A 13,302-nucleotide genomic window follows, 5' to 3' on the forward strand; every position below is an offset into this window, starting at 1 on the left:
TATTCCTAATGAAAAAGATTCTAATTCTCCTTTTCTTATCTACCGCTGTATTTGCGCAAATTCCAAAGAAAGACTGGAAGCCTTTGTTTAACGGTAAGGATTTGAAAGATTGGGATATCAAAATCAGAGGTTTCGAACTGAATGATAATTATGCCAATACCTTCTCTGTGAAGAATAAAAAGATTGTAGTGAACTATGATGGCTATGACGAGTTCAAACAAAGATACGGCCACCTTTTTTATAAGACTCCCTATTCCTATTATAGAATCAAAGTAGAGTACAGGTTTATAGGAGAACAAGCCAAAGGCGGAGAGGGATGGGCGTTCCGTAACAGTGGGATCATGGTGCATGGCCAACCGGCCAATACCATGCTGAAAGATCAGGATTTCCCTATTTCCATTGAGGTGCAATTATTAGGTGGCAAAGACGCCGAAAGAACTACTTGTAACCTTTGTACGCCAGGAACAAATGTTGTTTATGATGGTAAACTAGACACTCGCCATTGCATCAACTCCACCTCTTCTACTTATTATGGGGACCAATGGGTTACCGCAGAAGTGGAAGTCCTTGGAGATTCACTCATTCGCCATTATGTAAACGGTGAAAAAGTAATGGAATATGAAAAACCTCAAATAGGTGGAGGGAACGTAGATCCATTTGATCCAAAAGTAAAGATTGACGGTATGCTCCTAAAAGAAGGAACCATCTCTCTTCAAAGCGAAAGTCATCCCGTAGAATTTAGAAAAGTAGAACTTTTAAACTTGAAAGGATGTATGGATCCAAAAGCCAAAAACTACAGATCCTACTTCGTAAAAGAAGATAATTCTACCTGTCGATATTAAGATTTAACCATTCCAAAGACTGATCAAAGGTCTTAAACACGCGATCTCGAGGAACAGCATTAGGTATGAGCTCCAAGCGCTCTAACATATATCTAGGCTGTTCCTTTAATCCAATCAGCAATACTGTTTTTTTGCGCCGTTTTAAGTCGGCAAGAATATCCTCCAAAGCATACAATCCGCTTTGGTCTATATAAGGAACTCTATCCATACGAATAATCACGTACTGAGCATCATTGGGTATTTGACTATACAATAACTTTAAGTCATTCGTATACCCAAAGAAGATAGGCCCTTCCAGTCGCTTCACATGCACATGGTGCATGACCTCAGAACTTAATCCTGTTTCATCATCCCAGGGAAGCGTATTCCCCATTTCATCAAGACGCTGCACATTTGATTTCTCTGAGGAGATCTCTCCCATCTTCTTCATGAAGATCAGAGCGGAAATGATCAAACCTGCCCCTACAGCTATCACCAAATCCCAGAAAACAGTCAGTAACATGACTACAAACATGACAAACACATCCCCTATTGGCATCTTCTTCACTGCCTTGAGCCCTTTGTAATCCATGATACCTATACCCACGGTGATTAATACCCCGGACAGAACGGAATAAGGTATTTTCGAAGCCAAAGGTGCAAGAAACAAGACTATCATCAGAAGCAACAGAGAAGCTACAAGGCCTGAGATCCGTGTTTCTCCTCCCGTCTTCATATTTAATAAGGTCCTGATGGTGGCACTAGATCCCGGAATCCCCCCGAATAATGCAGACATACTATTTCCTACCCCTTGGGATATCAATTCCTGAGAAGGATTATGCCGCTTCTGGGTCATGTTATCTACTATAACTGAAGTCAGAAGAGAGTCTATACTCCCTAACATGGCCAAGGAAAAGATAGCCAAAAGATGTGGACGAATGGCCGGAAAGCTGAAATCTGTAAATATCCCCGATTGGAATTCAGGGAATCCCTGGGGTACCGTAGAGATGGTATTGAGCTTTGCTCCGGAGAGGATGGCAATGAACGTAACTACCACAAGTGCAACCAGAGTATTAGGCAAACTGGAAGCTATCTGTTTCAAAGCCTTAAAGACACTCCATTTGTCTGGTAAGAAATTCACCAGCCTCCTGAATCCGTAGATAACCAGCACCGTCAAACTCACAAACAGGAATTCTATGTAATTGACATTAGCAAGCCCCCGATCTAAATGTTTAATCACACCCCAGGTGGATTTCACCTGAGCCTTAGAAATATATTTGGCCTCCAAGATGATCTCCTGTTCAGTAATTTGCTTAGCTTTTCTGACCTTATCCTCTATTAGCGCCAGATCTTCCTTAGTTAAGGTTTCAGCTGACTTAAGCTCCTGAAAAATCTGCCCCATCAACTTAGATTCTGCTAAAACCCTGTTCTTCTGAATCATGACAGGATCATTTTCCGCCACATATCCTAAGAGGGGGAACAATTGGGTCAAGATAATAATCACTCCAATACCCGTCATAAAGCCTGAGATCACGGGGTACGGAATGTATTTCATGTACTTTCCAAAGCCTATAACCCCTAATAGTATTTGAAGCAGACCGGCCATAAAGAAAACAAACAAAATGGAGGGTAAGGCTTTTTCCAAGTTTCCATCAAAACTTTGAATCACTTGAGAGATAACCACCACAGATACAGCCGTCATAGGCGCCGTAGGTCCACTGATCTGCTGCTGAGTGGAACATAATAAGGAAGCAAAGAATCCAATGAGGATGGCACCATAAAGTCCTGCTGCTGCACCTAAGCCACTTTGTTCTCCAAATGCTAAAGCTAGAGGCAATGCTACAATACCTGCTGTAATTCCACCAAAAAAGTCGCCTTTTAGATTATCGAAATGCACGTATTTTCCCTGTTGAGATCTCATCCAAGATTTTAGTTTTAGGCTTCCCCCCAATTTACACCTTTTTTGTGGTTTTTTTGATATAAAAAACGGCTATATTTACCCAAAAGAGACCTTAAATAAATGAAAGTAATAGCCGCCATAGATCAAGGCACCACCAGCACCCGTTGTATCTTCGTAGACCGAAAAGGGGAGATCATCTCTGTAGGACAAAAGGAACACAAACAAATCTTCCCAAAGCCGGGCTGGGTGGAACATGATCCCATTGAAATTGCACAGAATACATTGGAAGTCATCGCCAGAGCCAGAATCCAGAAGCAGATCCAACTGAACCAAATCGTAGCTTGCGGAATTACTAACCAGAGGGAAACCACTGTTATTTGGAACAAAAAAACAGGAAAACCATACTATAATGCTATCGTTTGGCAAGATACTAGAGTAGCAGAGAGAGCAGATGCCCTTGAGAAGGAAATTGGCTCAGAATACTTCCGTAAAAAAACAGGCCTACCTATCACCACCTATTTCAGCAGCTTGAAGATTCAATGGCTACTAGAAAATGTGCCGGGTCTACGCCAGGATGCAGAGGAGGGTTTAGCCCTCTTTGGTAACATGGACACCTTCACCGTCTGGCACCTTACAGGCGGTAAACTTCATATTACGGATGTAACAAATGCTTCCAGGACTCAATTGATGAATCTGGAAACACTAGATTGGGACGAGGAAATCCTACAAAAACTGAATATCCCCAAAAGTATTCTTCCGGAAATAAGATCCAGCTCAGAGGTATACGGAGATATCAGTGCGGAGCCATTAGCCGGAGTACCTTTAGCCGGAATTCTGGGAGACCAACAAGCGGCACTGGTGGGTCAAACCTGTTTTGAAGCTGGAGAAGCAAAGAACACCTATGGCACAGGGTGCTTTATGCTTCTAAATACCGGCACAAAAATAGTGCACTCAAAACATGGACTTTTGACCACTGTAGCTTATAAACTGGGAGAGTCAGAAGTACAATATGCCCTCGAAGGATCCGTGGCGGTAACAGGTTCCCTGGTTCAATGGGTCAGAGATAACCTAGGTATAATTAAAGAAAGTAGAGACATTGAAGCATTAGCCGCTAGCGTAGAAGATAATGGTGGAGCATACTTTGTCCCCGCTTTCTCCGGTTTGTATGCCCCTTACTGGGAATCCTCTGCTAGAGGCATCATAGCGGGATTAACCCGATTTGTATCTAAGGGACATATTGCCAGAGCGGTTCTAGAAGCCACCGCCTATCAAACCCTAGATGTACTTCAAGCCATGGAGAAAGATGCCGGTCTACCTCTTAGCACCTTAAAAGTAGATGGAGGCATGGTAGTAAATGAATTACTCATGCAGTTCCAGGCTGATATGCTGGAGGTTCCGGTGATCAGACCCAAGATGATTGAAACCACGGCTTTAGGAGCAGCCTATGCCGCAGGTTTAGCTACGGGGTATTGGGCCACTCTTGAAGATCTGAAAGCCAACTGGGGCGAAGATAAAAGATGGAATCCTCAAATGGACGCACAGAAGCGTTTGGAACATCAGAAGGGATGGAAGAAAGCCATAGAAAGAGCCAGAAACTGGATGGATTAATTTTTTTACCGCTAACATTTTAAGGGAAACCTTCTCCTATTGTACCTTTGGCGTCTTATGAAAAAAGCAGGACTCGCATTTATACTTGTTACAGTCTTAATAGACGTCATTGGTATAGGATTGATCATCCCTATTATGCCAGCTCTATACCAGGAGTTGACCGGTGGAACCATCTCGGAATCATCTACCTACTCGGCCTATCTTGTATTTGCGTATTCTTTAATGCAATTCATCTTCTCTCCTATAATTGGGGGATTAAGTGACCAATATGGCCGAAGACCCATACTCCTTCTCTCTCTATTTGGCTTCGGACTGAATTACCTTTTTATGGCCCTAGCGCCTTCACTGGTATGGCTGTTTGTGGGGAGAATTATTTCCGGAATTACTGGAGCAAGCTTTGCTACGGCTAATGCCTATATCGCAGACATCAGTTCGCCGGAAAAACGGGCTCAAAATTTCGGATTAGTGGGAGCCATGTTTGGAATAGGTTTTATCATAGGACCTGCCCTAGGGGGACTTTTAGGAGAACTCGGAACCAGAGTACCTTTTTACGTTGCAGGGGCGCTTTCACTAGCTAACTGGCTATACGGATATTTCTTCCTACCGGAATCATTAGTCGAGGAGAAAAGAAGAAAATTTGATTTTTCCAGATCAAATCCTCTAGGCAGTGTGATGAACCTGAAGAAAAACAAATTTGTATTTGCATTGGTGACCGCTTTATTCCTGGTATATGTTTCCGGATTCGCTGTTCAAGGGACCTGGGCATTCTATACTATTGAAAAGTTTCATTGGAGTGAAGCACAAATAGGAATTTCACTGGCCGTCCTAGGCCTTTTAGGAGCAATAGTTCAAGGCGGTCTCATTAGATATGCCATTCCTAAGTTTGGAGCAGAGAAAGCCCTTTTTCTGGGATTAGCTTGTAATATGATTGGCCAACTAGGTTTTGGTTTGGTAGCAGACGGATGGATGCTGTATGCAGCAATGGCCATACACGCTATCAGCGGATTAGCTAACCCTGCCTTCCAAGGCATCATAACTGCTAAAGTAGCTCCTAACGAACAAGGGGAACTTCAAGGCGGTTTAACGAGTTTAATGAGTATAGCGGCTATTGTGGGGCAGCCTTTGATGTTAGGCTTGTTCCGCATGTTTACGAAGGAAGATGCACCCGTGTACTTTCCAGGTATGCCGTTTTTAGTTGGGGCTGTACTGAGTGCTGCAAGTATTATTTTAACTTTGCGAATAATCTCTAGGAAAAATTTTGCAAATGAGAATTAATATGACTACATTTGCACCCCGATTTAATCACAAACAGGTATAGTTTAAAGGTAGAACTGCGGTCTCCAAAACCGTCGGTCTGGGTTCGAGTCCTAGTACCTGTGCTAATGGCGAAAGCCTTAACAAGAATACTATGAATAATGTTATTCAATTCTTTAAAGACTCTTGGCACGAGATTACAAGTGAAGTAACGTGGCCGGAATGGAGCTCCTTGCAATCAAGCGCTACGCTTGTTTTGGTAGCCTCTATTATCTTCGCCCTAGTGGTGGGAGGTATAGACTTCATTATCACCAATGCTCTGGAATTTTTGCTTGAGTCTATCTAATAAAATCATCATATGAGTGAATTTAACTGGTATGTGGTGAGAGCTGTTTCGCAGCAAGAAAAAAAGATAAAAAACTACATCGAAAATGAAGCAGCAAGAAGAAAGCTTACTGATTTCATTCCAGAGGTTCTTATCCCCACAGAAAAGATCATAGAAGTTAGAAACGGAAAGAAGAGGGTTCGTGAAAAGAACTTTTTTCCGGGTTATATATTAGTGAATGCTGACCTGAATAACGGTGAGGTATTACACTTGATTAAAAGTATTCCTGGTGTTATAGGTTTCTTAGGAAAGAACGGTGGAGCTTCCATTGAACCGGAACCTTTACGTCAATCTGAAGTAAATCGTATCTTAGGTGTACAAGATGCACCACAAGAAGAAGCTATAGACGCAGGCGTATCTTTCGTAACCGGAGAAACCGTGAAAGTTATAGATGGACCATTCAATGGTTTCGAAGGAACTGTAGAAGAAATCTTCGACGAGAAGAAAAAATTAAGCGTAAGTGTAAAAATCTTCGGAAGAAGCACTCCTGTAGAGTTAGGTTACTTACAAGTAGAGAAACTACAATAATCTTTTATAAATTATAATAGAAAGCCGTCAGGGTAACCCGACGGCTTTTTTATTGCTTAATATCCTCCTTTTCTGCCACTTAACTTTTCTTAACATATTTTTTATATAGTCCATGCAACGTTTACATGCCTTTTTCCGTCTATAAATTAAAGCTGTAAACAAGTTTTCAGCCATTCAGAACAAAAATCTGACCATTCAAATAGAATCGCTTTCCAGTTAAGAATATCAGATCTAATTTTGAATCAGAAAAAGCAACAAAAATTACTTAAAATTATGAAAAAGCTATTTAAAACCTTCGCCGTATTGGCGCTATGTACTTCATTCGCCTTCGCTAATGTTAAGCCTGCATCTTTTAAAGTTGGAATGTACAATGTACAAAACACTCACACTTTAAAAGTATTCGTTGAGAAGAAAACTTCTGACGCTTTATTACTTGAAGTAAAAGACAGCAAAGGAGCAGTTCTACAATCAGAGAAATTAGGAAAAAATAAGAGCCAGATGGGTGTAGCACTAGACTTGTCTAGCTTGCCTTCGGGAGATTATACTTTGCATATTTCGGATAAAAACTCTACGTATGTTAAAGACATCCGTTTAGAGAAAGAGCAAAAAGAAGAGTTAAAAATTGTTATTTAGTTAGAAATGAACAGGACCGGCTACTGGCCGGTCCCCTGTTTCAAATATATTTTCTTCGGATGAGATAATACCTCACCACACCGAATATCATCAACAACACCAAGGGCAATCCCAAATTCATCCACTGTATCTTTGTCCTTTCATCCCGGATCTTTAAAGCATCCAATGGTCTCAGGCCTACCGTCTTATTTCTTGAGATCAATAAGCCATCATCTTCTATAAGGTAATTCAAAGCATTCAAAAGGAAATCCTCATTCCCGTACCAATGTTTGAAATACATATCAAACCCTAAGGGATAATAGGTCCCCTTCTTAGGATTCGTTTCGTTTTGGATAATATCTCCATCCCCAACTACCAAAATCTTCGCCGGAGCGCTCTCTTTGATTATACCGGGATCTGAAATTCTATGTCTGTATAAAGAAGGGAATCTACCTTCTACTAAATATGCTAAAGCCTTCACTCCTGATGTATAATTCTCTCCCTCCGTTTCCGTTCTAGCTTCGTTAAACGTTATTAAAGCAGGTGCATTCAAAACCTGAGTATAATCTGAAGTCAATAATAGAGGGGTCTTCCTCAAACCATCACCCGAATTCACAGTATCTACAGATGAGGCATACTTCGTCAACACCATCCCAATGTTCTTTGTGATAATGCTATTCCCAAAATTGTTAACCAAAGGGAAATACCTGTACACCATAGGTTGGATATTCGGCTCGTCCCCCATTTGACCCACCACTAATGGGATAACGGCTGCATTTAGACCGTCTTTTACCAGATTCTTATTGATCCTGATCCCATAATTGAAAAGTAAATCATCCAGGTTCACATCCAGTGCCTTAGCATAACTTCCCTCTAAACCTACCGAATCTACCTCTAAACCATCTACGAAAAAGAGTACAGAACCTCCTTTCATCACAAATTGGTCAATCTTGAACTTTGTACTATCATCAATAGGCTTATCCGGTGCAGGTACTATCAAGGCGTCAAGACCGTCAAAGTTCTTGGAAGCTTTGGCATCCAGAATAAAGAAATTATACCTGTCTTTTAAAGCATCTATCATTCCTCTGAAGGCCAAAGGAGATTTAGAGGTAAAATCCGGCATAAATCCTACATTCCTTTTATCCGTATCGCTCAACTTATGAATAGCGGTGGCTAATAAATATTCCACATTCTCATAAGATTGATTCAACTTCTCTTCAGCAGTAACAGAACTTACTAAATTAGATTTCAAAAGCATCACTACCTCTTCCCTATTCCCTACTTTAACCTTTGCGTATGGGAAAACCGGAATCTCTACCCTTCTTCCACCTTTTTGATCAAAAACATTCGTAGGCATCATGCCCCATTGCTGGAATTCAGCGTATCTGGCTTTCTTTTCCTCATCTGAACCCGACTCAGGGTCTACAAACTTTACACTCAAATACCTACCGCCGTACTGCCTGAATTCTACCAGAGTCTCTTTTACCGCTCTTCTAAGGCGCTCAAATCCTCCGGGCAATTGATCCCCCTCCAAATAAACCGTTACCTCCACCGGTTCCTGTAAATCACGAAGGAGGTTTTTACTCGGATTAGAAATTGAGTATCTCTTGTCCTCTGTAAGATCCAGACGAAAATAAAAGAAGAATCCAATGATATTTAAGAGGAGCAATCCTCCCCATAGTAAGGCATTTTTACCCATGTTAGCAGATGTATATCTTCACAAAAATACGGAGATTATCTATAAGGACTCATAACTCAAATTAAAGTTGTATTTTTGCACAAAGGTTTAATATTTATGATCCAAAGAATCCAATCGGTCTTCTTACTTATCACGGCCATGGCCATGGCTGTATTCTTAGGTACAAACGCTTATACACGTACCCTTTCTGAATCAGAAACTATTTCAGTAAATGCCTATCATGTACTTCATAAAGTAGGTGGACTAGGCACTGAAAAACCCATATACTATGTAGCTGTCATGGGCGCTATAGCTGTACTGGTCAGCCTTGTAGCTATCTTCCAATACAAAAACAGAATTCGTCAAATCCTTTTCGTAGCATTTAACGCCTTGATGATGGGAGCTACCCTAGCCGTGACCGTCTACCATATCATGAAGGATGCCAAAGAAGTAGGTACTGGAGGGACAGAATCATATGAGGTGGGTATTTTTGCCATCATCGTAGCTATGATCAGCAATACCTTAGCCAATTATTTTATTAAGAAGGACGAAAAACTGGTGCGCTCAGCGGACCGTATGAGATGAGAATAATCTTTATGGGTACGCCGGATTTTGCAGTGGCTACCCTTAGGGCATTAATTGAAAACGGGCAAAATGTGGTGGCAGTTGTCACTGCGCCCGACAAGCCTACCGGAAGAGGACTAAAACTTAGCGAATCTCCGGTAAAAAAATATGCGGTGGAGAAAGGTCTCCCTGTCCTTCAGCCTGAAAAGCTGAAGAACCCTGCCTTTTTAGAAGAATTAGCTTCCTATAAAGCTGATCTACAAGTGGTAGTGGCCTTCAGAATGTTACCAGAAGCAGTATGGAACATGCCACCTATGGGAACCATAAACCTACATGGATCACTGCTTCCAAAATACAGAGGGGCTGCGCCTATTAACTGGGCCATCATTAACGGAGAAAAGGTTACCGGTGTAACCACTTTCTTCATTGAGAAAGAAATTGATACGGGAAAAATTATATACACCCGAGAATTAGAAATAGGTGAAAACGAAACCGCTGGAGAGCTACATGATCGTATGATGGAATGTGGAGCTACTTTAGTAGTAGAAACCGTCCAAGCCATTTCTAAGGGCGACTATCCTCAAAGAGATCAGGAATTTACTGCTGACCTGCCCTCAGCACCAAAGATCTTTAAAGAGACTACAGAGATCAACTGGGAAAATACTGCTCCACAGTTGCATAACTTCATACGTGGATTAAGTCCCTACCCTGCCGCTTGGACCCTGCTCTTCGGTAAGATGGTAAAGGTCTTTCAAGCTCTACCCGTTCAAGAACTACCGGATCAATTATCCCCATTAGAAGATGGGAATAAAACCTGGTACACAGATCACAAAAAACTCTTGTACGTTTCTACAGCTCAAGGATTCCTTCAGATCCTCAGCCTACAGATAGAAGGGAAAAAACGTATGGGTACAGAAGAATTTTTAAGAGGTTACCGCTTCTGAATTATATTTACTTATCAATTAACACACGATGCTGCTAAGTGACATCCTCTATAACATCTCCCTAATCACTGTTTCCGGAAAAACAGATATAGAGATTGAACAAATCACCTTTGACTCCCGTCAGGTAAATAAAGGTACTCTCTTTGTAGCGGTACCCGGGACACAATCTGACGGCCATGATTATATAGAGACCGCTATAGATGCAGGCGCTTCTGCCGTACTGTGTGAAGTATTACCCAAAATGCTGGAGGAAGAGGTGACTTATATCCAGGTGGAAAATTCTGCTAAATCCATGGGCATAGCAGCGGGTAATTTCTATGGAAATCCTTCTAAGAGACTAACTTTAGTGGGAGTTACCGGCACCAATGGGAAAACCTCTGTAGCCACCCTTCTATTCAAACTATTCCGTAAACTAGGTTATAAATGTGGTTTGATTTCTACGGTCCAAAATCAGATCGAAGACGAAATCATCCCAGCTACACATACTACCCCGGACTCTATCACCTTAAACGCACTCCTACATGAAATGCATCAGAAAGGCTGTGCATTTGTCTTTATGGAAGTAAGCTCACATTCAGTAGTACAAGGTAGAATCTCCGGTCTACATTTCTCAGGCGGTATCTTTACGAATATCACTCAGGATCATTTGGATTTCCACAAGACCTTTGATGAATATATCAAAGCCAAAAAAGGCTTCTTTGATGCTCTCCCTTCCACGGCATTCGCACTTACAAACGTAGATGATAGAAACGGGAAGGTCATGCTTCAAAACACAAAAGCAGAGAAGCACAGCTACTCTCTCAAGAACATAGCGGATTTCAAAGGTAAGGTCCTAGATTGTGGACTTTTCGGACTACAGATGGAAATTGATAAGCAAGAAGTTTGGTTCAAGCTTATCGGGCAGTTTAATGCCTATAACCTCCTTGCTGTTTATGGTGCCGCCGTATTACTTGAAGAAAATCCTGAGAACATTTTAACTGAGCTGTCCCAACTCACCCCTCCTCCGGGCAGGTTTGAGCAAGTGATTTCTTCTCAACAAACCGTGGGAATTGTGGACTATGCACATACCCCGGATGCCTTAAAAAATGTACTAGAAACCATCAATGGACTTCGTCAAGGACATGAAAGAGTAATTACAGTAGTAGGGTGCGGAGGTAACAGGGACAAAGGCAAAAGACCACTTATGGCCGGAATAGCCTGCGAACTTTCAGATACCGTCATTTTGACTTCAGATAATCCTAGATTCGAAGAACCTGAGGATATTTTGAAAGACATGGAGGCAGGCATACCTATCACCAAGCAAAAACGCGTACAGGTTATAGTAGACAGACGAGAAGCCATACGTCAGGCCGTAGCACTGGCAGGACCAGAAGATATCATTCTAGTAGCTGGCAAAGGACATGAAACGTATCAAGACGTTAAAGGAGTTAAGTCGCACTTTGACGATAGGGAGGAATTGAAGTTGGCTTTCCATGCCCAACAGTAAAAGCCATCACCCCACTAATTATACTAAAGGTTAACCAAGCGATATCAGTGGCCAGCACCATCGGTAAAGGGGAATTCCATACCCAGTCTCCTGTGGTAAATCCATTACTTAAAGGTACACATAGACCTAAAACACCTCCGGCGAATAGGTTTAGTCGGAAAGATTTAGCTTCATTACCTGAGAAATAACTGATAACACTCCAAACTAACCAAAAAAGGAAAAATATTAGGTTAACGTTCTGCGCATGATTCTCACCCGAAGGAACGATTAAATCCATTGAAAAAAGGAGAGCCACTGCCGGAAATAAAGAAAAACAAATGCTCAGAAAAATCTGAGTAGTACGTGCATGAAAATCTTGCTGTTTTAAGGTGTACCTACCATTCTTCCTCGCTTCCTTCCAAATCAGAATTCCACTAACAAACACAAAACAGGAGAAAAGTGCCAAAAGAAAGTATATACCCTTTATCATCCATCCTCCAAAACTGGCAAAGTGCAACTGCATGATGCCTTCAACAAATGCATAGGAAAATTTTGAAGAAGGCATAGCCGAATATATCACTTCTAAATCTTTAAGCCTATAGCCTACATAACCATTAGAAATAAAACGGTGCGGGTCTTTACTTACCAGTCTAAAATTAGCCACCCCATCTTCTTTGAGAAGATGATGGGTTTGAACGGCTAAAATTTTATAGTCTTTTCCATAATCTTGTACAACTCTTTCATAGGCGCTCTGAACAGACAAAGGAGTACGGAGTGTCAGAGCTTCCTCATTATATTCCACACCATACATGGGATAGGCTAATGCATAAACCTTTTCTGGTTTCCCTTCATAAAAAAGCATAACCGCAGGTAGTAAAGCCAATAGAAGCAAAAGATAAAAGGCCCCCGTTACAGCATACATGAACTGGTAGGGTAAACCCAATAGGCCAAAAACAGTGTGAGAATTTGTCCAAATTTGTTTCCAGGCGCCTTTTAAAGAAAAGGACCAAAACTTAGTCCAAATGTTATTCCAATGAATAATGACCCCCGTAATAATGGCAAAGATGAAAAACAATGAAACAAATCCTGCAAGCCACATGCCCACGTAAGGAATTTGAGCAAAATAGTGCAATTTATAAAGCGTTTGACCCGTGGTACTTGGGGGATTCTCCAAGAGTTCACCCGTGTTTGGCAACCACTTCCCTTCATAATGCAGTTCTCCTTTAGGAACATGTAGATGTCCGTACACTTGCATAAGGGGATAATCCTTTTGAGCAAAAGTCAAGTAGGTGTCATCGTTCCAATCAAAATCAGGCTTGAGCTTAGAAATCCCTTGTATGACCTCATCTAACTGTGGCTCAGATACAGATATTCTGCGTGCAGTGGGATTCTCCCATAAGTAAAATTCCCCCTTAAATAGCGTAAAGGCGCCGGCAAAGAAGATAATAAACAATGCCGCAGACAGAACAATCCCCGAAACAGTATGAAGGTGGAAAATAATGTTATAATTGCGTGGACTTAATTTCATACCAAAAAATAAAAT

General features: G+C 41.5%; 12 protein-coding genes and 1 tRNA gene. 10 read left to right on the top strand and 3 right to left on the bottom strand.

Features of this window, described 5'->3' with window-relative positions; genetic code table 11:
- Positions 1-8 precede the first annotated feature (8 nt).
- Positions 9-842: a 3-keto-disaccharide hydrolase gene (locus tag LBYS_RS11395; protein ID WP_013409007.1), complete on the top strand. Its 834-nt coding sequence runs from the start codon at positions 9-11 to the stop codon at positions 840-842.
- Here LBYS_RS11395 and LBYS_RS11400 read toward each other — a convergent pair.
- The gene (locus LBYS_RS11400; RefSeq protein ID WP_041824600.1) at positions 826-2,742 is read right to left on the bottom strand and encodes a SulP family inorganic anion transporter; all 1,917 of its coding nucleotides are present in this window, start codon (positions 2,740-2,742) and stop codon (positions 826-828) included. The genes LBYS_RS11395 and LBYS_RS11400 overlap by 17 nt on opposite strands.
- A gap of 99 nt (positions 2,743-2,841) precedes the next feature.
- Between LBYS_RS11400 and glpK the strand changes: the two genes are divergently transcribed.
- The 6 genes from glpK (at position 2,842) to LBYS_RS11430 (ending at position 7,129) form a co-directional block, all read left to right on the top strand.
- Positions 2,842-4,329 carry a glycerol kinase GlpK gene (glpK, locus tag LBYS_RS11405; RefSeq protein ID WP_013409009.1) on the top strand — a complete coding sequence of 496 codons (1,488 nt, stop codon included), beginning with the start codon at positions 2,842-2,844 and terminating at the stop codon, positions 4,327-4,329.
- Between the two features lie 57 nt (positions 4,330-4,386).
- Positions 4,387-5,604, top strand: a complete 1,218-nt coding sequence (locus LBYS_RS11410; protein ID WP_013409010.1) for a TCR/Tet family MFS transporter — start codon at positions 4,387-4,389, stop codon at positions 5,602-5,604.
- 33 nt (positions 5,605-5,637) lie between these two features.
- Positions 5,638-5,708, top strand: a tRNA-Trp gene (locus LBYS_RS11415).
- A gap of 29 nt (positions 5,709-5,737) precedes the next feature.
- On the top strand, positions 5,738-5,929 hold the full coding sequence (gene secE / locus LBYS_RS11420) for a preprotein translocase subunit SecE (RefSeq protein WP_013409011.1): 192 nt from the start codon (positions 5,738-5,740) through the stop codon (positions 5,927-5,929).
- 12 nt (positions 5,930-5,941) lie between these two features.
- The gene (gene nusG, locus LBYS_RS11425) at positions 5,942-6,496 is read left to right on the top strand and encodes a transcription termination/antitermination protein NusG (RefSeq protein ID WP_013409012.1); all 555 of its coding nucleotides are present in this window, start codon (positions 5,942-5,944) and stop codon (positions 6,494-6,496) included.
- A gap of 273 nt (positions 6,497-6,769) precedes the next feature.
- Positions 6,770-7,129 (top strand): T9SS type A sorting domain-containing protein, encoded by a 360-nt coding sequence (locus LBYS_RS11430; RefSeq protein WP_013409013.1) that lies wholly within the window; start codon positions 6,770-6,772, stop codon positions 7,127-7,129.
- 40 nt (positions 7,130-7,169) lie between these two features.
- On the opposite strand, the gene gldG is transcribed toward LBYS_RS11430, so the two are convergent.
- Positions 7,170-8,807, bottom strand: coding sequence for a gliding motility-associated ABC transporter substrate-binding protein GldG (gene gldG / locus LBYS_RS11435; protein WP_013409014.1), 1,638 nt, complete (start codon positions 8,805-8,807; stop codon positions 7,170-7,172).
- A gap of 96 nt (positions 8,808-8,903) precedes the next feature.
- Between gldG and LBYS_RS11440 the strand changes: the two genes are divergently transcribed.
- The 3 genes from LBYS_RS11440 to LBYS_RS11450 are packed head-to-tail and all read left to right on the top strand — an operon-like array spanning position 8,904 to position 11,780.
- Complete coding sequence (locus LBYS_RS11440) at positions 8,904-9,371, top strand: DUF4293 domain-containing protein (protein WP_013409015.1); 468 nt, start codon at positions 8,904-8,906, stop codon at positions 9,369-9,371.
- Positions 9,368-10,294, top strand: coding sequence for a methionyl-tRNA formyltransferase (gene fmt, locus LBYS_RS11445; protein WP_229310413.1), 927 nt, complete (start codon positions 9,368-9,370; stop codon positions 10,292-10,294). Before LBYS_RS11440 ends, fmt begins: the two co-directional genes overlap by 4 nt.
- Positions 10,295-10,322: 28 nt before the next feature.
- Entirely contained in the window at positions 10,323-11,780 is a 1,458-nt protein-coding gene (locus LBYS_RS11450; protein ID WP_013409017.1) for a UDP-N-acetylmuramoyl-L-alanyl-D-glutamate--2,6-diaminopimelate ligase, read from the top strand.
- On the opposite strand, the gene LBYS_RS18345 is transcribed toward LBYS_RS11450, so the two are convergent.
- Positions 11,722-13,287 (bottom strand): PepSY-associated TM helix domain-containing protein, encoded by a 1,566-nt coding sequence (locus tag LBYS_RS18345; RefSeq protein ID WP_013409018.1) that lies wholly within the window; start codon positions 13,285-13,287, stop codon positions 11,722-11,724. The genes LBYS_RS11450 and LBYS_RS18345 overlap by 59 nt on opposite strands.
- Positions 13,288-13,302: the final 15 nt, after the last annotated feature.

It is taken from the genome of Leadbetterella byssophila DSM 17132 (genome assembly GCF_000166395.1).
GTDB classification, from domain to species: Bacteria; Bacteroidota; Bacteroidia; order Cytophagales; family Spirosomataceae; genus Leadbetterella; species Leadbetterella byssophila.